Source organism: Vibrio profundum, assembly GCF_050337555.1.
Classification (GTDB): domain Bacteria; phylum Pseudomonadota; class Gammaproteobacteria; order Enterobacterales; family Vibrionaceae; genus Vibrio; species Vibrio profundum.
Window position 1 is genome coordinate 126,919 of record NZ_JAKJTA010000009.1, and the last position, 19,294, is coordinate 146,212.

The window sequence follows — 19,294 nt, forward strand, 5'->3', positions numbered from 1 at the left end:
TTCCTCTATGCTGGCTGTTGAAGCGCTTTTAAGCTATCGCTTGGTGCTGATACAGTTTTATAAGTGTTGTACGCCATTAATAGCATTCCTGATAAGAAAACTAGACCGCCAATGAATCTTATGGTGTAGAACGGATAGGATGCTTGAACTGATTCAACGAAACTGTAGGTTAAGGTTCCATCAGCATTAACGGCTCTCCACATTAGCCCTTGCATCACACCGGAAATCCACATTGCGACGATATAGAGAACAGTACCTATGGTAGCTAACCAAAAGTGAATGTTGATTAGTTTAATGGAATACATCCGCTCTTGGCCAAACAGGCGAGGAACGAGGTGATACACTGAACCAATTGATACCATCGCAACCCAACCTAGAGCGCCTGAGTGCACGTGTCCTATCGTCCAGTCGGTATAGTGAGAGAGGGCATTAACGGATTTTATCGCCATCATGGGTCCCTCAAACGTAGACATGCCGTAGAAAGAGAGAGAAACAATCAAAAAGCGTAGAATCGGATCGTTGCGCAGCTTATGCCACGCGCCAGATAGCGTCATAATCCCATTAATCATGCCACCCCAAGAAGGCGCAAACAGCACGAGCGACATCACCATACCTAGAGACTGAGTCCAGTCTGGCAGAGCGGTATAATGTAAATGGTGAGGGCCTGCCCATATATAAAGTGAAATGAGCGCCCAAAAGTGAATGATAGACAGCCTATAAGAGTAAATCGGTCTTTCTGCTTGCTTGGGCACAAAGTAATACATCATTCCTAGAAAGCCTGCAGTAAGAAGGAAGCCCACTGCATTGTGCCCATACCACCATTGAACCATAGCATCGACGGCTCCGGCATAAACGGAATATGATTTCCCTAAACTAACCGGGACGGCAAGGCTATTGACGATATGTAACACCGCAACCGTTAATATAAAGGCACCAAAAAACCAGTTTGCGACGTAAATGTGAGATGTGGTTCGTTTAGCAATTGTGCCAAAGAAAACCACCGCGTAGGAGACCCAGACAAGTGCTATGGCAATGTCTACTGGCCATTCAAGTTCGGCGTATTCTTTTCCAGACGTTAGTCCAAGAGGTAAGGTTAACACGGCGGATATAATAATGGCTTGCCAGCCCCAAAACGTAAATGGGATTAACAAACCACCAAAGAGTTTCGTTTTACATGTTCTTTGCACTACGTAATAGGAGGATGCGAATAGGGCGCTGGTACCGAAAGCAAAAATGACCATATTAGTATGAAGTGGGCGTAGCCGACTGTAAGTCAACCAGGGTGTATCAAAGTTTAGCTGAGGCCAAACCAATTGGGCGGCAATAAGAACGCCTACAGACATACCAACTATTCCCCACAAAATTGTCGTGAGCGTGAATTGACGTACGACGGTGTAGTTATAATCTTGCTCAAGCTGGTGTTCTTGGCTCATAGTCTGTCTTTCCAGTTTTTTAGTTGACGACCCTTTACATCTCTAGTGACCCATGTCGTAATAGCGCTCAAAGATTCTCATACCTAAGCCGAATATCCTGATTTGACTTTGTTGTAATAGAAAGAGTGACTAACACGGTCAAACTATAGTCCAATTAATATTTTTATGACAAATCGGTAGGTTAGTTCTTCCGCATTCTATTTCGAACCTTAGTACCCAAAGGTAGTGTTTACATGGCCGCTGAAAAACTTACGAAAGGGCGATTAGCCCAAATCCTCTTAATGTTAGTCGTACTTTTAACTGCTTTTTTTTGGAAAACGATGAAATTTGAATCAAATCAAGTTATTCACTGCAATCTTGATTCTCAATGTGACTTTCAAATTGAGAATCACAAGGTTCAGATCGATCAGGTAGGTGAGGGGACGATAGCGATTCATTCTGAACTGCCTATGTCTATCGTTAGTAAAATGGCGGTAGTTGAGGTGAAGCACAATCAAAACGAATGGCGCGTTGATTACCCTAAAACGTTCACTAAGTTAGATCTATTTGTTACATTGTCACTGAATCCGAAATCGAATTATCAAATATCCATCATTTTGAATTAGCACAGTTACTTGCTGGTGCGTGGTTAGTACACAACAAAGCTAATGCACTATAACTAAATGCCGTATAGAGAATAAACCATAGTTATCCAATAACAAAAAAACGCTATCCACACTCAAAACCTTATTCGACTAGAAAGATGTCAAATTTATGACTCAGGTCATATAGGATCGTTTCTTGCTTCTCACATAAAGAAGCGTCAAATTGAAACACATACAGGAATAGTGATAACGTAGAAGTAATGGACATATAACCTTTTGATTTCAAGTTATAAGTTTGTATTAAGTCACACTTTAGTTAGAAGGAACTCGTTATGTCGGAAGCTTTACACTCTATCACCTTGTTTGGACCATATAATAGTGTGATTGAACAAATAGGAATACATACACACTTTAAGCAAGCCGAAAAAAGTGTATTTGAAGAAAAGTCCGTCACGTGCTTGATAAACTTGCCCGAAGAAGAACAAGATGACATGCTGAAACGCATTCATCTATCAACATATGGTTGGAGCTGGACAGTTTATACGGCTATCTCAAGCCCACTAAGCAAATACCTCTCTGATGGTGAAATCACTAAAGAGACAGAGTTAAGCCAAGATATCCTCAAATCACTACGTGTACCCGATCAACCAAAAGATAGGCTGCTTGCTTACTTATGGGGCAATTCAAATCGAAAATTAATGCCTCAAAAAGCGCTCACCAGTACTGAACTGTATCGTTATCCGCTGCTGGATATCTACCATAATCAAGACTCGACACCTTTTCGGTATTTACATCGCCTCCAGCAGCTCGACATTTTAAAAGTAGACAACTGCGTTGACAGAGTACGTTATTGCCAGAAATGCGACTCGGGGTATCTAAACTACGTTGATTCATGTCCGGCTTGCCATTCAATCGATATTACTTCATATGACGCGGTTCATTGCTTCACGTGTGGCCACGTGAACGATTCAAGTGAGTTTATGTCGGCTCACACCATGAGCTGTCCGAAGTGTTCGACCACGCTCAAGCATATTGGGGTTGATTATGACAGGCCGCTGGAATCCTATCATTGCAACGACTGCAAACAAGAATTTGCCGAGGCTAATGTCATCGCAAAATGTCTATCATGCGATTTCGTTAACGATGTTAATGGGCTCAAGCCAACAACTTTTTATGCATACAAAGCTGGCGAAAACGCACAGCGTTTCTTATTCGAAGAAGAACTGAACCCTAATTACAATATCCAGCTACAAGGCACGGTAAACCCATCTGCTTTTGAAGCAGCGACGTTATGGAAGAATCAACTCTCCGCACGACATCAGCATCAAGACTTGCTCATTGGACTAAAGATTGCCAATGCAGATGAGTACATAAAACAAAATGGCGACGTATCCTACATAGAATTCATGGTGCAATTATCTGAGTACTTGGAGAAGATATTTAGAAACACCGACCTAAGTTGCCAATATGATGACGACTTGATTTATGTACTACTGCCACATTTTGAGCACGATTTTTTGAAAGTCGTTTATGCTCGCCTTGAAGATTGCGCAAACCTCATCAATTCAGATTTGATTGAATTAAGGGTAAAACACTGGGCGCTACCTGATCAAAGTTTGCAAGACGTAAAGTCTTGGTTTAAAGAACGTACGAGTGAGCTCAATGATTGATTTTATCCAGTATATCGCATTCATCTCTGCTGGCGTTTTCCGGCAAGTGACATCGAGTATGGAAGCATTCGCCGCTTTCTTCCCGATGATCATGATTATAGAATCGCCTCTTATACTGATGATGATATTTGGTATTTTCCGCTGGTATTTCAAAAATACTCGCCCCATTACCGCTCCCCACACCCCACCGATCACCTTCATTATCACCTGTTACAGTGAAGGGGAAGGAATACGCGTCACCATTGATAGCTTGGTAGAGCAAATTTACCCAGGGCAAATTGAAGTATTAGCCGTTGTAGACGGGGCAGTGCAAAACTCAGATACTTTTCAAGCGGCAATGAATGCCTTTCATTACTACCAAGGAAAAAAGCCAAACCGACAAGTCAAAGTTATCCCAAAATGGCAGCGGGGTGGTCGTGTTTCCACGTTAAATATGGGACTACATAAAGCCAGTCACGATATCGTGATTAATGTAGACGGGGATACTTCCTTTGACAACAACATGGCCCTAGTGATGGCGAACCAGTTTAAAGATCCTAACGTGATTGCATCAGGCGGTGCTTTGCGCGTTCGTAACGTTAACACCAATATCCTTACTCGAATGCAAGCACTGGAATATATGATGTCGATGCAAGGAGGGAAGACTGGCACATCGCAGTTTGGCCTTTTAAACAATATCTCTGGTGCGTTTGGCGCATTTCGCCGACCAATTTTAAAACGTGTCGGCGGTTGGGACACACACACTGCGGAAGATTTAGACTTAACCATGCGCTTAAAGCAGTATAAGTCGCGCTATAAAAGCAACAAGTTGGCTTTTACACCACATGCAATTGGGCATACCGATGCACCAGCATCCGTTAAAGATTTTGTGTTACAACGCCTCCGCTGGGATGGTGATTTGCTATTTCTTTATTTAAGAAAACACATCAAAGGGCTTTCTCCGAAGCTTCTTGGTTGGCCAGTGTTTCTGTATACACTAGTGTATGGCGTGCTAAAAAACGTTCTCGTCCCAATCTTGGTCGTCTGGTATTTCATCTATCTGATTTTCGTCAATCCAATCATTTCTTCGATGGCCGCTATTTTCCTAATTTATTTGGTTTACTTATCCATTATATGGGTTAAGTTCACCATCTACTGGCTATTGATTTCTGAAAGAAAAAGTGATGATTTTTTACTAGTCGGCTGGCTGTTTCTCTATCCGGCCTATGCCTTTTTCGCCAGATTTGTTACAGCGTTTTCAGTATTTAACGAAGTATTTCGTCGCTCTCATGAGGAGTCAGGGATGGCTCCATGGTGGGTACTAAAAAGAGGGAAGAAATTTTGAAAATTAAATTTATGCTCGACAAGCAGAAGAACCCAACTTCACAAAAAGGATTAAACGTATCCTACGGTCAAATGAAGCGTGGTGGCTATCGATTTCGCTGGTTCTTGTTGCTTACCATGATATTGCTACCCGCAATGCTGGCTGTCTATTACTGGTTATTACGCGAGCAGATTTTCACTATTGCTTCAGGCATTGTGACTTATCAACCCATTGAAATTGTCGCTCCTGAATCCAGCACCATCAGTGACGTATATGTTAAGGTTGGTGACAGCGTCACTAAAGGGCAACCACTTTTCTTGCTAAAGAATCAGGTTTTAGAGAAAGAGATTCAGTTTCTTGAAACCGAGATCAATCGGCTCCATCACTACAATTCATTGCGAGAGAAGAACGAAGTTAAACTGTATAGATCCGCAAAAGACAATGCACAGAAAAACTTAACTGAAATGGGAGCAATCAAAAAAAAATATGACTCGTATTTCAAAGATGGCCATGTCAGCACCGCTGATTATGCTTCGGTGCTAACTAACTACTACACCACGGAGACTCAGTTATCTGATGCCACGCTACAGCTGCAACTAGCCAAGCTCAAAGGGGCCGATGAAGATTACGTTGGTGATATTTCAAATATCATACGCAACTTAAAAATGAAATTGATGGTTAAAAAGGAGCAAGAAGCGTTGTTACTCGTGAAAGCACCTTTTGACGGTAGAGTATTGAATGAAATAGGGCGTGTCGGTGAGCGAGTGGACTCCTCGTCGGAAGTGATGACCTATTCGAAGTTGGACCAACCCGCGACCATTAATGCTTACTTAGATGCCAAGTACATTAGTAAAGCTCAACTTGGAGAGGTCGCGCAAATTAAGTTACCCAATGGAAAGACGTACTCTGCGAAAGTTTCTGCGCCAACACAGCTGGCATTAAAGATCCCGGAGCAGCTCACCAAGCCCTTTGAAGGGAAGCGGTCACTGATGAAGGTGACATTGTCACTTTACGAATCGAAATTAAATAAAAATTCGCTTATTGAGGGTATGCCAGTCGAAGTGTACTTTTAGGCAATCTACGTTCAGACAATTCAAACGGCCTCCCTAGAGTCATTGCTTGGGGAGGCTATTCAGTTCACTCATTGTTTAGTACAAGTGGTTTAGTTACTTAATGAATTAATAGAAGTGATTTAACGCTCGAAAAATCTATACTCCAGTCCACAACAATACGGCACATCCTGCCGTCAGAAGGGCCATCACTTTATTGAAGAGTCTCCAGTGAGGCTCAGTTCTTAAGACTTTGGCGATTTGACTTCCTAGCACCAGCCATATTCCTGAAGTTAGAGTACCAGACCATGCATAGACGGTAATCACCGCTAAAACAGACCACCAGTAGTTATCACCCGGCACCGCATAACCTGTTAGCACGGTTAAAGTCAGAATCCAGCCTTTAGGGTTTAAAAACTGCATCAACAAAGATTCTTTCATCGTGAGAGGGCGTGCTTTGTTTGATTCCACAGGCTTACCACGTTGGGCAAGCAGCAGTGCTAACCATAGCAAATAGGCGCTGCCCAGTACCTTTATTATCAGCGGGATCATCGGATAATGTTCAAACGCGTGGCTAATGCCCAAAGATTCCAATCCCATGATGATATATATACCAGCAGGAATACCGAATAAATGGGGTAAAGACCGTTTGATGCCAAAGTTCGCCCCTGATGCCGTAATCATAACGACATTTGGGCCCGGGGTAATCGTAGAGACAAACATAAAGATAAAGAGGGAAAGTAGATGTACTGAATTCATTCAAAACTCCGTAGTAAAACTACATTTTTCACTAGTTTTCGAGCCCAGTAAAGCAGGTTTTGTAATCCAGAAGTGATTTAATTGGTTTTTTATAAACAAAAATAATCAATTGATTTCACATGTGAGTAGGCTGAGAGCTAAGATATAAAAGGACGAAATAGTACTGTCTCTAGCCTTTAAGCCTCTACCACTAGAAATGTCTTTAGATCAGTGCTTGAACATATCGCAATGCTGTTAACCGTCATAAGGAGAAGACGATGAATTGGTATCTACTCGTATTGAGCAAATACACGGTATTTGGGGGAAGGGCGAGAAGGAAGGAATACTGGTATTTCACTTTAGTCCACGCGATTGTGTCTATCTGCCTAACCTTTTTAGATGAACATTTTCGTCTGTACGTCGATGAGTCCCCACAAGGAATTCTAAGCACTCTGTATCTCTTACTGGTTTTCTTACCCATGTTAGCGGTCACAATTCGCAGGCTTCACGACAGCAATAGAACGGGTTGGTGGTTTTTCATCATGTTAGTTCCTATTATTGGTCCTCTAGTGTTACTGTATTTTCTTGTTCAACCTAGTAATGACGGGACCAACCAATACGGTCCAAATCCGAAAACTGAGTCAATGTGATGGCAATATAGAATGAGTTGAATAATTTTCCTATTGCCTATACTTTGAGGCACGGAGACTCAGAGGGGAAGCATCAATGACATCAAGGAATATTCACGGACTCTGGACAATGAGTTTCAGTGAACAGACTCTTTTTTCAAAACTCACTGGCCCGACAAATCGAGAAGCAGGCGATGCTTGGTTCGAAGATATGAAGCAAAACATATTAACATCCCAAAATGGTGATAACCTTCCTTGGGTATCTATTAATGATTGCCGTAACTGGGACATGTCTTCACTCGACTCCTGGGAAACTAATAACACGACCGTTGAATGGATGTACGAACATAATTGTGTGCTGCTCACGATAGTCTTCTCAAAGAAGATTCATCGATACGCTTTCGAAAAAGGACTTAACGATCAACATATCGTAAGGTTTTTCTATGACTACGATGAAGCCTATCAAGCCTGTCAAGATAAACTAAATAGCAGTCTGCAATTCTAAGAAAAGCCCCTCCTAACTCCGCTTTCATTTCTAACCTTCACGGAGGCGGTGTTTTATTTCTGTAAAATCAAAAAGGACATATATGTACGATTTTAGCGGTAAGCATTTCGTTATCACGGGCGGAACCAGTGGCATTGGTTTATCGACAGCGAAAGCAATCGTGGAACAGGGTGGTTTCGTTACCGTCACTGGCCGAGATCCAGAGAGAATAGCTCATGCCCAAACACTCCTAAAGGAGAGTGGTAGAGCCGTTAAAAATGACGCTTCGCTTCTCAACACTGGTCAATCTCTATTGGAAGAGTTAGGAGACACTCCCCAAATAGATGGTCTATTTCTAAATGCTGCAATAGCAGATATAGGGACGATACAAGATATAGATCCATCCCATTACCACAGTATTATGGACACTAATGTTCGAGGCCCATTTTTACAGATCTCTGCACTGAGTCATTGCCTAAAAGACAAGGCTTCTGTCGTGGTCACCAGCTCTAGTTCTATTTATGAAGGTGCTGCAATGACTAGTGTTTACGCAGCATCAAAAGGGGCCATTTCTGCCGCCGTTCGCTCATGGGCTAGGGAGCTTGCTCCTCGTGGTATTCGTGTCAACTCGTTATGCCCAGGACCAATCCAATCCAACCTTCGCAGCTTCCTTCTTGACGAAGCTCGCGAAAGCTTCGAAAAATCGGTAGTGAGCCAAGTCCCTCTCGGGCGAGTAGCGTCGGAAGAAGAGGCCGCCGCTGTCGCTTTGTTCTTATTATCGGAAAGTTCATCCTATGTGACAGGCAGTGAATACGCCGTGGATGGCGGCTTAATCATGAGATAAGCAATCTATTTTTAATAAGAAAACCAATAATTTAGTCAGTAAGAGCGGGCTAGGTAACACCTAGCCCAAAGCCAATACTTTAATGCTTTAGCGCTATCTTCTTGGAAAAATGGAGGGATATTTTATAGAAGGATGGTTTATGGTCTCAGAGGCACCAACACCAGCGAGTAAGGGGCTACGCAGATAAGTAAACCTTATCTCGAAATCTACGCTTCCTTAAGATTGAAGATGGCATCGGTGCGTTTTAACAATGGCTATCAACTCATTGTGATTCTGGATAGCCGTTTACATACTCCACGAGCCGAAGGCACGATGAATCAAAATTCCTTCTTCAACGTTGGACAAGTCAAACACATAATCACCATGTGCATTTCTTTCCCTTACCATTGAATACCTCACATCACTCTTTCGCACGACACTATGAGTCGTAAATCCACTTCAAAAGGCCGATGTTTTCAAAATAATCATCCAAGGCAGAACTATACTTAGCTTAAGAAAAAATGTGCTTCTCTATCGCATTTTATGACGTGTCACTATCAGTAGGGCTATCTATATGAAAAAATCCGATTTTATTCTAAGCCAAGAGCTCTTAATTGAAAAAGAAGTCACCAACACAATCGAAGCAATTGAAAGTAAGCTCCGAGAGAATGGATATGCCTGTCTGCAAATTAGATTTGAATGTTCTCCAACACTTCTTACTGAATTAGAAACTCGTGTCGGTTCCCACTTTAAAGAACGAGAGTGGACTATCGATATCGTCGTGAGCCGAGCACATAAGACTATAGACGTTGAAGTCTATTAGTCAGACACTTTCTGACTAAATAGTCATAGTCGCTGACTTACAAAATCAACCGGTAGTTTCAATAAACATAAAGACTTAACCGATGTTGAGTAGGTTTATAATGCAAAGGTAGAAAAGTGCATCCAAATAAACATGGGATATCCCACACCTCAGCATCAACTGGTATTCTATATCAAGTAGCTGAAGGTTCCTGGAACCTACAAACAGCCCAAGAGTTCGGTAACGAGGCAAAATCACTCGTCCTAAATGAGCTCCCCGATCAATGGGTACTACTCAATGACTTGAGGAAATGGAATTTCTGTCCCCCAGAAGTATGGGACTATTTCCCACCCTTATATGCTTGGCTCGCAGATCACGGCATGATTGCGTATGGCGTCGTATGCACAACAAAAATGTTAAAGCATTTTGTCACTAACATGGATGAAAAAGCCGGAACCCCCGTACTATTTGGCCAGTTTTACTCAGATAACTACGATGAAACATTAGAATGGTGTCAAAGCAAGCTCGAGGAAGCTAAGAATCAATAAGAAAATAAAGTCATTTGTAAACTTTGCCCTCAGATACTAAGCATGGACGTAATTTCTCATACGTTTAAGACATATCCCTGTGAGGGCCTCAATAAGCGCGTTTTCAAGCCCTAGCTATAATTAATTGAAAACGGAGCAACATAGCGAACTCGAACGATGAAAAAGAGAAATGCTCATGGGGACTGGAATATTAGTTTTTCAGGGCGAAGACTATTCTCTAGCGTTTTGAGAGGCAAAGATGTAGGGGCTAGTCGCTCTTGGTTCAAAGGGACATATATTTTACTAATATCTTTACTCATGTCTACCGCCACCTTCTCCCAGAATAAAACGCCGCCAGAAGATACAATAAAAGTATGTTGGGGTGAGTTTGCCGGAGAACCTTACTTCTACATTGATGGGCACCGACCTCCTTATACCATTGGTAAAATCACTAAAGGTATCGTTTTCGATATGACTAACTCTATAGGAGTGCACATGAACAGAAAAATAGAATGGGTATACACAAATAGAAAAAGACTGGCAACAACAATCAAAAGTGGCAAATGCGATATGTTCGTCGGTATGGCTAAAGAGTGGGTTCCTAACCCCAATGATTTTGAGTGGACACCTATGATATATAGGGAAAAATTTAGATTTTGGTCGTTCAGTAAGGACAAGATAAAAATATGGTCTGTCAATGATGTGACAGGGGGAAAAATCGGTGCTGTAAGTGGCTATTACTACCATGAATTCGATAAGGCTACGCAGGATGGAATTATTAAGAGAGTAGACGCAAAAAATACAGAAACGATGATTAGGATGTTTATAGCCGGTAGAACAACCATGTTCATTGGATCAGAAATATCCACATACCACAACTTACTAAAAATGGATCAACATTATCATATTGTCCCTTCTGATTATTTAGAAGGGCATACAGACGTAAGAATAATGTTATCTAAGAAATCAGGCATAGATATCGTTGAGTTAAATAGAGTAGCTTGGATGCTAGAAAAAAAGAGAGTATTTAGTAAAATCATCATGAAATATAGGATTCAATAACGTAATACAATAAATACAATAAATACAATAATTTATAGCAAAGATTGTTAGTAAGTAGTAGAACAATAAGTGATTCAGTTAAACCCCATCATATCCACTCCGATTTACAGATAGAAACCTCAGATCCATACATGACTGCCTAACAACTATACTTCAGTAGTAACCAAGTAAGAACAGCATTGATAGAAAGGAGCAGGCATGAAAGTAAGTGGTGTTTTAGCATGGCTAGTATTGCTCTTTTCGGCGTTCAATCTGCAAGCCCAGATTACCTTGTACACTATGGAAAATTTCGTCCCATATTCCTGGCTTCAATCAGGGCGACAAACAGGTATCGATATCGAAATTATCCAGTTACTGAGTAAAAAATCAGGCGTGCCTATTACAATACGGCTTGTACCCTGGAAACGTGTCATCCACGAAACCAAGAGCGGACACGTGGATGGTGCATTCTCTCTTTTTCGAACCGAGGAAAGAGAATCCTTCGCAAAGTTCATTCCCACGCCAATTCATGAAAGCACATTCAAAGTCTTTGTGCGTAAAGGTGAGGAGTTTAAGTTTGAATCCATTTCCGACCTATATGGAAAATTTATTGGCAAAAACACCGCATTCTATATAAGCAAAGAATTTGAGCAGGCAAAGAACGAAAAACTGATTCAGGTTGAAGAGGCTTCTATGAAGCAAAACATAAAGAAACTTAATGGGAGGCGGGTACAGGCTTTAGTTGGCAATCAACAAGAAGTCTATTATTGGCTATCTATAATGGGTTTGTCTGATTCTATCGTAGCCTTACCCACACCAATGTTTCCTTCGCGTGGTGCTTATTTGGCCATTTCAAATGCCTCTCAAGTGCGTAACAAAGAGGAATTAATAAACAAACTCTCGAAAGCTTTAAAAGAGATGAAGGACAGTGGCCAGATAGACAAAATCTACGCAAAGTATGGGCAGCAATAAGATAGTCTCTGGGGTGGGTTTGAAATGATCAATGAAAAGCTAAAGCTCCCTAATGATGCACGAGTTGGCCCGCAACAGATAATTATCGCCGTTGCTAGAAATAGCGGCACCCAATGATCAAAAGGATTCTTCAAACATAATGAAATTGATATCTGTGTTCTATACTGTGTAGTGTTTTCCATAACTTGGTTGCGAATGATGACACAGCGAAGTATTCATGGTGATTGGACCATGAGTTTTGAAAATAGAGTATTTCTAGCTAAAACCATAGGTTCTCTCAATGCAGAGGGTTGTGTCGCGTGGCTGGATGAGATGAAAGATAAAATCCAATCCTCACCTGAAGGCGACACTACACCATGGGTACTCCTGACAGACTCCCGGGACTGGGAAGGAGGGTCATCCGACTCGTGGGCGAACATCGATGATATTTTAGATTGGATGTTTTCTCACAATTGTATTTTCAACGCCGTTGTTTTTAGCAAAAAGCTATTGGAATGGGCCGGAGATAAAAATCTAAGCAACCGTTACTATAAAGTTTTTTACGATTATGACGAGGCCTACCAAGCTTGCCGAGATGCTCTCACAGAGCTAAGTAGTGACTAAATAACTTCCATTACCATTATGTTAAATCAAACATTGGCTATACTGGTGTAAAGCATTCCTACAATTTGGTAACGGGTGATGACACAGCGGAATATTCATGGACTCTGGCACATGCGACTTGAAGGCAGATTTTTGTATTCAAAAGTCACTGGCGCGACCAACAAAGAGGCCGCACAAGCTTGGTTTGATGAAATGAGACAAACTATCCTTTCATCACCGAAATCTGACTCCGAACCTTGGGTCTTTTTAGATGACGCCCGTGATTGGGGGACTGCACCTGCAGACTTCTGGGAGACCACTAACGAAGTAGTCAATTGGATGTCTGAACATAACTGTGTTTTTATAGCGAGTGCTTGCTCAAAAAAAATACAGTCCTTTTCATGGGAAAAAGGGTTAAATAACCAGAACATTGCGCATCTTTTTTTTGATTATGATGAAGCTCACCAAGTCTGCCTAGATGCACTCGCTAAAGCTCAAAATAAGTGACCCAACCATTGACCAAAAGGTCTCCTCAAATATAATGAAATAGCTAAGTTTTTGCGTTAGATTGAAGGCTTGTTCCAAGAAACAGGACTGGAGAATCGATTACACTACTCAACAAGGTACCGATTCTGTATTACTTTTAGCTGACCATTTTTTGAAATTTCATCAAAAGCCTGTTGCAGCATTTTCAGTGTTTTTGGATCGGTTTCCTTGTTTATCGCTATGTGGTATTGCCCAGAATCTTTATTAGTTAAACTCCATACTGACTCAAACACGTTAGGATCATAACCAAGCTCATCGATATAATATTTCATTTGAATACTCGTCATAATGATCACGTCGACTCTTTCTCGTATAAGTCGATGAATATTTTGTTGATTCTTGGCTACAGGTGAAACATTAAACCCTTCTCCAATCAGCCTTTCTGTCATTCCTCCAGAAATTAAGCCTCCAATTACGTACTTTTTTAAATCGTCGTAGCTTTTCGGGTGAATATCTATTCGGCTTTTTAGTTTATACAAATACGCTCCGGGAGGCGCTATTGGACCAATCCAGAAAAATTTATCTTCTCTATCTGATGTTCTTCCTACGGTATAGATCAGAGTATTTGGATTATGAGTCCCAGATAAATAGACTCGCCCCCAAGGTGCCATAATCCATTGATCAACTTCAATATTCGCAGTTTTCAAAAGAAGAGTGGTGATTTCACTGCTCATCCCGGCAGGTTTCCCATCCTCGACATAGCCAAAAGGTGGATATATCTCCCCCCAGACGGTTATTGTATTAGCGACTAAGAAAGATGAATAAAATAACAGTAAACTGGCGAGGAGTAATCTCATTCCGCGACGGCCTTACGTTCCATTTAGTATGAAAAAGTGTAGTACTTAATCGACCATGTAACCAGATAAGGGTCTGGCTACGTTATTCTGAATGTAAGCAATTAATCAGCATGAATGAGGGTAGGGAACTAGGGATCGGAAGTCATTGGGATGGGTTCGAGATGATGAGCGACAAGTTAAAACTCCCTAATGATGTACTTGTTGGGCCTAAGCAGATAATCATCGCAGTTGGAGTACTAGAAATCGTTGTTCCCAGTGACCAAAAGGCTTCTTCAAACATAATCAAGTTCGCTTGAGAGATAGCTAGACTCTTCCCGACTATGAAGCTCTAACCTCCTACTCCTATAACACGCAATGGTGATAATTCCTCCATCAGAACTATTACTTAATTTCTGCAATACATTCTCTACTCGTCGATTTGTTAAGCTGTTTCTATGAGAGGAAAAATGATACAGTTCAAAGTAATTATCAAGACCAAAAATAAAGAACCACTTGACAATAGGTAATTTAAAATAAACTATCAGAGCATGTTTTTATGAAAAAACCACTAGTACGAATAATTGTTTTTATGATTTTCCTTTTATTTTTGAACATTTCGTATGCTTCTAATTTAAATAAATGCAATAGTATTCATGACATATTTAACTCGTTTCGGGTTAATAATAAAATAACAGGTATGGCTTTATATGTGCATTCACCTAAACTAAAAATCAACGCATGTTATTTATTCAGCGGAACAGTGCACAAAAACACTAGAGAACCTATATCAGACAATAACTTATGGCAAATAGCTAGCATTACGAAGTCTTATTTTTCATCGATTTTACTCCAGCTAGAAGCGAAATCACAGGCAGGTGAGATCCCCATAGATTTCAACATTAATCAAAGCATTAAGCACTGGCTACCTCAATATCCCAAATGGGGTGGCGTAACAATAAAACAATTATTAAATATGACCAGTGGTATTTATAGTTATACGGAACTTCCAATTTCTAAGATGGTACTAGAAAATCCACAAAAGGTTTGGAAACTAAATGAAGTTACCAGTCTAGCTTATAACCATATACCCAACGCCTATTTTCCTCCTGGGAAAGGGTGGCACTATACGGATACTGCCTATGTGATTGCTGGTCAGATTATAGAGAAAGCTTATCAAAATATCACTGGTAAAAACATTCCATTACGTTCAATTCTCAGACAAAGTATTCTAGGTAAATTCAAACTAGATAATACTTATTATTATCCTGAAGGGTTACCCAATAAATTATTAACTAGAATGGTTCATGGTTATAACTATTACACAGAACAAGATTTCACTGAGGAAAACCTATCAATTGCCGGACCATCTGGTGGAATTATATCAAACCCAAAAGAAGTGGCATATTGGATAGAAAGCCTATTTAATGGAAAGGTATTACCAAAAAAACAGATGAAGGAAATGGTGTCATTAGTATCAATAAAAACTGGTCAACCCGTCGTTACTACTGAGACTTCCATTGTTCCAGCTTATTCTTTAGGTTTAACTGAACAATACTCAAAAAAGCTAGGGGAAGTATGGGTGTATGAGGGGGTATCATCTGGTTATACAGCAGGTTATTTTTATGTTCCAAAATACGACACAATTATTAGCTACACAGCAAGTATTGGTAGTATAAAAAACAACCCTCTACAGTTCTCACAATTAGCTAAAGAAGTATTATTGTCAACTCTAAATGAAACGCAACACCCTTGAGGAAGTAAATTACCAACGTAAACCTTTTGAAATTCACTGTAATGGCATACGAACCTGGGGTTATTTGTGACCTGAAGTAAGTCCTCTAACAACTCACATTGTGACACTACTATCAATAGTTCGCATTATGTGAGCATATGTTAAATCTACTTCCTTTCGTTCCTTTTACCAAAAGGGATGGAAATGAAGCTTAAGCGCCACAGTGGGAATCAGATTGATAAATATGGAATTTTCACAGCTATACACTGCACTTTAACTATAGAACAAGTCGCCGAACTTTGTTTTCGAAGTGTGAGGACCGTCACTCTATGGAATCAATTTAAAAAACCAATTCCACCAGAATGTAAACGTTTGATTCGAATGTACGAGGGTAGGGAACTAGGTATCGGAAGGAATTGGGGTGGTTTTGAAATGATAAACGAAAAGTTAAAGCTTCCTAATGATGTCCTTGTTGGCCCTCAACAGATAATTATAGCTGTAGGAGTGCTAGAAATATCGGCACCCACCGACCAACGCATTTCTTCAAGAATGATCACGTTCGCTAGAGAGATAGCTAAGTTCTTTCCGTGAACGGAGTCCTAAGCACATCACACGGTGAAACGAAATCCATAGGACTGGTCTGTCTCAGTTGAGAATTCAAACGTTAGCTATACTAGAGTGAGGCAGTTTCTGTAAAACGGTAAACAATGACACCGAGAAATATCCATGGCGACTGGAAAATGCATTTAGAAGGCAGAATATTGTATTCAAAAGTCGTCGGTGGAATCAATGAAGAAGCAACAAAGGCATGGTTTGAAGAAATGAAGCAATGCATCTTATCTTCTACAGACGGTGATACCAAACCGTGGGTGCTATTGAATGACTGCACCGAGTTCTTAGGAGCCGCACTTGACTCATGGGAAGCTATTAATGAAGTAACAGACTGGGAATGTCAGCATAATTGTGTTCTTCTCGCGACCGTTATATCCAACAAAGTACAAAATTATCTGATGGACACTATATTAAATGGACAATTAGCTCTCCATGTCTACTTCGACTATGATGAAGCCTACCAAGCTTGCCTCGAAAAACTCGCTGAAGTTCAAAAAAGCAAGTCATTCCATAAACCACGTTCTTAACACTGACTGTTGTACTGGTCAGCTAAAATTGGCGTAATATGAAAAGAGGGCGCCTTTGCGTAAAGCCTTCGAACGCTAAGCTATACTAAAATAAGGCAGCATTCTAGAGAGTGAAGCGAAAAAATGGTACAGCGTAATATCCACGGGAAATGGACAATGAGTTTTGAAAATAGAATTTTCAAAAGCAAAACGACTGGAGCCATCAATGCAGAGGGTTGCGTGGCGTGGCTAGATGATATGAAAGATAAGGTTTTATCATCTAATGAAGGTGATACTACACCATGGGTACACGTAACAGACGCTCGTGGTTGGGAAGGGGGAACATCCGATTCATGGGAAGCCATCGACGATATTACTACCTGGATATATACACATAATTGTATTTTCAACGCTTCTGTCATAGATAAAAAAATGTACCAGTGGGCTGGCGAAACACACTTAAACAACAAATACTATACCGTTTTTTATGACTACGACGAAGCCTACCAAGCTTGCCTACATAAACTCGCTGAAGTTCATAACGAACAAGACAAGTAGTATCCTCTACAGCGTTCATGTGTTTATTTACACACCTTCTTGAGCCAGAGACGCTGTCACGCATGAAGTAAAAATCAGTCACGGTCTATACTGAGTTGAGGTATTAAGAGACGTTGGGGTAAACTATGACACAGCGTAATATTCATGGTGACTGGACCATGAGTTTTGAAAAGAGAGTTGTCTTAGCCAAAACGATTGGCTCCATCAATGCAGAAGCATGTGTCGCGTGGCTGGATGAGATGAAAGATAAAATTCAATCCTCACCTGAAGGTTATACTACTCCATGGGTACTCCTCACAGATTCCCGAGACTGGGAAGGGGGTTCACCCGAGTCATGGGCAAACATCGATGATATTTTAAGTTGGATGTTTTCTCACAATTGTATTTTTAACGCCGTTGTTGTGAATAAAAAACTTCAGATATGGGCTGGAGAGACAAATCTAAACAACCAGTATTATAAGGTTTTTTACGATTACGACGAAGCCTACCAAACTTGCCTTGATAAACTCGCTGAAGCCCAGCAAGACAAATAAACAGGTCCCAAAGTGCTCCCTTTTAACCTGACCACTACATAGGGCATTCACCATCGGCTTCAAGTGCTTTCTCATTCTACAAGAGATTGATTGTATAGAGTCTAAATACTGATTGTGCACTAGAGGCCGTCTAAGTTCGCTCTACAATATGTAGCTTCTTTTTCTTTGCACCACCTTAGACACTCGTCGTAGTTCTGGAAAATGGCATAGTCAAATCCAGGGTAATTATTGTCCATATGTTCTGTGGTTAGTTGCTTGAACATAATCCGGTTCATCGCCATTCCATTGAAACGCATATTATGCTCAATTGCCCAGAGACCGTCTTGCTGTGCCGTTTCCCAAACTTCAGAAGTAAAGAACTCCCATTCGGTGGCATCTACACACGTTCCCCAAAATGGAAGATTGGACTTTAACACTTCACTCTGGACATGGTCTTGATAATCACGCCACCCCTCTACATTCCACATTCCCTGTAGTTTGATATAAAGCGTGTGGCCTTCGAAGTGCATTTCATACATGCCATGTCTGTTACGATTATGGATCATAAGGATAAAAAAGGTCGATTGTCGCAGTCATATCTATAGATTAGTCCTAATCTGAAATAAAAGCGTACAACGCTCAAATGATTGATCGACTCCAAACGTAAGAAAAATCAAGCTAAGCCCTTAATTCATTAAAAATACATTAAATTCAATACGTTACATTTAATCTCATGAAAGTGCGCATTATGTTTACTTATGTTAAAAAAGGCTTATTTTTCAATGAATAAGCAAAGTTGTGAAAATGATGACTTCTAACTGCATTAGCTTTGAAATTGTCATTACTTCTCTTATCGACGCTCACCGAGCACATTTCAAAGCAAAATCCTCATTTTCAACACTTTTCATTTGTGTGATCAATATCTCAATTGAAATGAGACATTAAGTGCTCTGCCTCCAATGAATTAGAGCTTTTACTTTATATTAACTAGAGTTTGCTTTTGATACGAAGCCCATTAACCCTAAAAGGGCAAGTATCAATGCACCATAGAGACATGACTAAAAACTACATTTTTCGTAAGTTTGAATGCGGATTAACCAAGAAAGAAACAGCAGATCTTTGCTTCAAGTCGGTGAAAACGGTATATCAGTGGGATTTAGGTCGAGACATACCTAAGGAATGTAAACGGTTAATGAGGCTCTACACCGCCAGAGACTTAAGCCCCAAGAAAGACTGGCAACAATTTAGGATGAGAAAAAACAAACTAGAGATTCCAACTGGTGAGTTAATTGGACCGCAACAAATTTTGTGTGGTCACGCACTTACACAGATTGAGGCCCCGTCAGATCTTGAAACATCAACCAAACTGCTTAGGATTGCTAGGTCGATAGAACGGATAAAAAGGAAATTATAGA

The 19,294-nt window shown here is 40.7% G+C and carries 22 protein-coding genes; 18 read left to right on the plus strand and 4 right to left on the minus strand.

From position 1 onward, the window contains the following. Positions 1-5: 5 nt before the first annotated feature. Positions 6-1,433 carry a cytochrome-c oxidase, cbb3-type subunit I gene (ccoN, locus tag L4C34_RS10275; protein ID WP_428789256.1) on the minus strand — a complete coding sequence of 476 codons (1,428 nt, stop codon included), beginning with the start codon at positions 1,431-1,433 and terminating at the stop codon, positions 6-8. Positions 1,434-1,753: 320 nt separating this feature from the next. Here ccoN and L4C34_RS10280 point away from each other — a divergent pair, with 320 nt between their 5' ends. The 4 genes from L4C34_RS10280 (at position 1,754) to L4C34_RS10295 (ending at position 6,063) form a co-directional block, all read left to right on the plus strand. Then, positions 1,754-2,038 (plus strand): hypothetical protein, encoded by a 285-nt coding sequence (locus tag L4C34_RS10280; protein ID WP_428789257.1) that lies wholly within the window; start codon positions 1,754-1,756, stop codon positions 2,036-2,038. Between the two features lie 311 nt (positions 2,039-2,349). Continuing rightward, positions 2,350-3,687: a TackOD1 domain-containing metal-binding protein gene (locus L4C34_RS10285; protein ID WP_428789258.1), complete on the plus strand. Its 1,338-nt coding sequence runs from the start codon at positions 2,350-2,352 to the stop codon at positions 3,685-3,687. 58 nt (positions 3,688-3,745) lie between these two features. Continuing rightward, positions 3,746-5,011, plus strand: coding sequence for a glycosyltransferase family 2 protein (locus tag L4C34_RS10290; protein ID WP_428789332.1), 1,266 nt, complete (start codon positions 3,746-3,748; stop codon positions 5,009-5,011). Further along, on the plus strand, positions 5,008-6,063 hold the full coding sequence (locus tag L4C34_RS10295) for an HlyD family secretion protein (RefSeq protein WP_428789259.1): 1,056 nt from the start codon (positions 5,008-5,010) through the stop codon (positions 6,061-6,063). Before L4C34_RS10290 ends, L4C34_RS10295 begins: the two co-directional genes overlap by 4 nt. Positions 6,064-6,198: 135 nt before the next feature. On the opposite strand, the gene L4C34_RS10300 is transcribed toward L4C34_RS10295, so the two are convergent. After that, on the minus strand, positions 6,199-6,798 hold the full coding sequence (locus L4C34_RS10300) for a LysE family translocator (RefSeq protein WP_428789260.1): 600 nt from the start codon (positions 6,796-6,798) through the stop codon (positions 6,199-6,201). A 257-nt stretch (positions 6,799-7,055) separates the two neighbouring features. Between L4C34_RS10300 and L4C34_RS10305 the strand changes: the two genes are divergently transcribed. The 9 genes from L4C34_RS10305 to L4C34_RS10345 all read left to right on the plus strand — a co-directional run bounded on the left by L4C34_RS10305 (position 7,056) and on the right by L4C34_RS10345 (position 13,144). Further along, positions 7,056-7,427, plus strand: a complete 372-nt coding sequence (locus L4C34_RS10305) for a DUF805 domain-containing protein (RefSeq protein WP_428789261.1) — start codon at positions 7,056-7,058, stop codon at positions 7,425-7,427. A gap of 76 nt (positions 7,428-7,503) precedes the next feature. Continuing rightward, positions 7,504-7,911, plus strand: coding sequence for a hypothetical protein (locus L4C34_RS10310; protein ID WP_428789262.1), 408 nt, complete (start codon positions 7,504-7,506; stop codon positions 7,909-7,911). Between the two features lie 82 nt (positions 7,912-7,993). After that, positions 7,994-8,734: an SDR family oxidoreductase gene (locus L4C34_RS10315; RefSeq protein ID WP_428789263.1), complete on the plus strand. Its 741-nt coding sequence runs from the start codon at positions 7,994-7,996 to the stop codon at positions 8,732-8,734. Positions 8,735-9,287: 553 nt separating this feature from the next. Then, entirely contained in the window at positions 9,288-9,536 is a 249-nt protein-coding gene (locus L4C34_RS10320) for a hypothetical protein (protein WP_428789264.1), read from the plus strand. A gap of 116 nt (positions 9,537-9,652) precedes the next feature. Next, on the plus strand, positions 9,653-10,063 hold the full coding sequence (locus L4C34_RS10325; protein ID WP_428789265.1) for a hypothetical protein: 411 nt from the start codon (positions 9,653-9,655) through the stop codon (positions 10,061-10,063). Between the two features lie 156 nt (positions 10,064-10,219). Continuing rightward, a complete protein-coding gene (locus L4C34_RS10330; RefSeq protein ID WP_428789266.1) occupies positions 10,220-11,104 on the plus strand; it encodes a substrate-binding periplasmic protein in 885 nt (294 codons plus the stop codon). 198 nt (positions 11,105-11,302) lie between these two features. Next, a complete protein-coding gene (locus L4C34_RS10335) occupies positions 11,303-12,055 on the plus strand; it encodes a substrate-binding periplasmic protein (RefSeq protein WP_428789267.1) in 753 nt (250 codons plus the stop codon). A gap of 231 nt (positions 12,056-12,286) precedes the next feature. Further along, positions 12,287-12,658 (plus strand): hypothetical protein, encoded by a 372-nt coding sequence (locus L4C34_RS10340; RefSeq protein ID WP_428789268.1) that lies wholly within the window; start codon positions 12,287-12,289, stop codon positions 12,656-12,658. A 78-nt stretch (positions 12,659-12,736) separates the two neighbouring features. Then, positions 12,737-13,144, plus strand: coding sequence for a hypothetical protein (locus tag L4C34_RS10345; RefSeq protein WP_428789269.1), 408 nt, complete (start codon positions 12,737-12,739; stop codon positions 13,142-13,144). A 104-nt stretch (positions 13,145-13,248) separates the two neighbouring features. On the opposite strand, the gene L4C34_RS10350 is transcribed toward L4C34_RS10345, so the two are convergent. Then, positions 13,249-13,980 carry a substrate-binding periplasmic protein gene (locus L4C34_RS10350; RefSeq protein ID WP_428789270.1) on the minus strand — a complete coding sequence of 244 codons (732 nt, stop codon included), beginning with the start codon at positions 13,978-13,980 and terminating at the stop codon, positions 13,249-13,251. Positions 13,981-14,515: 535 nt separating this feature from the next. Here L4C34_RS10350 and L4C34_RS10355 point away from each other — a divergent pair. The 4 genes from L4C34_RS10355 (at position 14,516) to L4C34_RS10370 (ending at position 17,900) form a co-directional block, all read left to right on the plus strand. Next, positions 14,516-15,712, plus strand: coding sequence for a serine hydrolase domain-containing protein (locus tag L4C34_RS10355; protein WP_428789271.1), 1,197 nt, complete (start codon positions 14,516-14,518; stop codon positions 15,710-15,712). A 686-nt stretch (positions 15,713-16,398) separates the two neighbouring features. Then, complete coding sequence (locus L4C34_RS10360) at positions 16,399-16,830, plus strand: hypothetical protein (protein ID WP_428789272.1); 432 nt, start codon at positions 16,399-16,401, stop codon at positions 16,828-16,830. A gap of 156 nt (positions 16,831-16,986) precedes the next feature. Continuing rightward, positions 16,987-17,367 (plus strand): hypothetical protein, encoded by a 381-nt coding sequence (locus tag L4C34_RS10365; RefSeq protein ID WP_428789273.1) that lies wholly within the window; start codon positions 16,987-16,989, stop codon positions 17,365-17,367. A 125-nt stretch (positions 17,368-17,492) separates the two neighbouring features. After that, entirely contained in the window at positions 17,493-17,900 is a 408-nt protein-coding gene (locus L4C34_RS10370) for a hypothetical protein (RefSeq protein WP_428789274.1), read from the plus strand. 119 nt (positions 17,901-18,019) lie between these two features. Here the strand turns inward: L4C34_RS10370 and L4C34_RS10375 are convergent, their stop codons facing one another. Then, positions 18,020-18,409: a hypothetical protein gene (locus L4C34_RS10375; protein ID WP_428789275.1), complete on the minus strand. Its 390-nt coding sequence runs from the start codon at positions 18,407-18,409 to the stop codon at positions 18,020-18,022. Between the two features lie 509 nt (positions 18,410-18,918). On the opposite strand from L4C34_RS10375, the gene L4C34_RS10380 reads away from it, so the two are divergent. After that, a complete protein-coding gene (locus tag L4C34_RS10380; RefSeq protein ID WP_428789276.1) occupies positions 18,919-19,293 on the plus strand; it encodes a regulator in 375 nt (124 codons plus the stop codon). The last annotated feature ends 1 nt before the right edge of the window (position 19,294 follow it).

What these genes read in the sequence shown, in the direction of transcription:
- ccoN (WP_428789256.1), bottom strand. Translation starts at nt 1,433, where the DNA reads ATGAGCCAAGAACACCAGCTTGAGCAAGATTATAACTACACCGTCGTA.
- L4C34_RS10280 (WP_428789257.1), top strand. Translation starts at nt 1,754, where the DNA reads ATGAAATTTGAATCAAATCAAGTTATTCACTGCAATCTTGATTCTCAA.
- L4C34_RS10285 (WP_428789258.1), top strand. Translation starts at nt 2,350, where the DNA reads ATGTCGGAAGCTTTACACTCTATCACCTTGTTTGGACCATATAATAGT.
- L4C34_RS10290 (WP_428789332.1), top strand. Translation starts at nt 3,746, where the DNA reads ATGGAAGCATTCGCCGCTTTCTTCCCGATGATCATGATTATAGAATCG.
- L4C34_RS10300 (WP_428789260.1), bottom strand. Translation starts at nt 6,798, where the DNA reads ATGAATTCAGTACATCTACTTTCCCTCTTTATCTTTATGTTTGTCTCT.
- L4C34_RS10305 (WP_428789261.1), top strand. Translation starts at nt 7,056, where the DNA reads ATGAATTGGTATCTACTCGTATTGAGCAAATACACGGTATTTGGGGGA.
- L4C34_RS10310 (WP_428789262.1), top strand. Translation starts at nt 7,504, where the DNA reads ATGACATCAAGGAATATTCACGGACTCTGGACAATGAGTTTCAGTGAA.
- L4C34_RS10315 (WP_428789263.1), top strand. Translation starts at nt 7,994, where the DNA reads ATGTACGATTTTAGCGGTAAGCATTTCGTTATCACGGGCGGAACCAGT.
- L4C34_RS10320 (WP_428789264.1), top strand. Translation starts at nt 9,288, where the DNA reads ATGAAAAAATCCGATTTTATTCTAAGCCAAGAGCTCTTAATTGAAAAA.
- L4C34_RS10330 (WP_428789266.1), top strand. Translation starts at nt 10,220, where the DNA reads ATGAAAAAGAGAAATGCTCATGGGGACTGGAATATTAGTTTTTCAGGG.
- L4C34_RS10335 (WP_428789267.1), top strand. Translation starts at nt 11,303, where the DNA reads ATGAAAGTAAGTGGTGTTTTAGCATGGCTAGTATTGCTCTTTTCGGCG.
- L4C34_RS10340 (WP_428789268.1), top strand. Translation starts at nt 12,287, where the DNA reads ATGAGTTTTGAAAATAGAGTATTTCTAGCTAAAACCATAGGTTCTCTC.
- L4C34_RS10345 (WP_428789269.1), top strand. Translation starts at nt 12,737, where the DNA reads ATGACACAGCGGAATATTCATGGACTCTGGCACATGCGACTTGAAGGC.
- L4C34_RS10350 (WP_428789270.1), bottom strand. Translation starts at nt 13,980, where the DNA reads ATGAGATTACTCCTCGCCAGTTTACTGTTATTTTATTCATCTTTCTTA.
- L4C34_RS10355 (WP_428789271.1), top strand. Translation starts at nt 14,516, where the DNA reads ATGAAAAAACCACTAGTACGAATAATTGTTTTTATGATTTTCCTTTTA.
- L4C34_RS10360 (WP_428789272.1), top strand. Translation starts at nt 16,399, where the DNA reads ATGACACCGAGAAATATCCATGGCGACTGGAAAATGCATTTAGAAGGC.
- L4C34_RS10365 (WP_428789273.1), top strand. Translation starts at nt 16,987, where the DNA reads ATGAGTTTTGAAAATAGAATTTTCAAAAGCAAAACGACTGGAGCCATC.
- L4C34_RS10370 (WP_428789274.1), top strand. Translation starts at nt 17,493, where the DNA reads ATGACACAGCGTAATATTCATGGTGACTGGACCATGAGTTTTGAAAAG.
- L4C34_RS10375 (WP_428789275.1), bottom strand. Translation starts at nt 18,409, where the DNA reads ATGCACTTCGAAGGCCACACGCTTTATATCAAACTACAGGGAATGTGG.
- L4C34_RS10380 (WP_428789276.1), top strand. Translation starts at nt 18,919, where the DNA reads ATGCACCATAGAGACATGACTAAAAACTACATTTTTCGTAAGTTTGAA.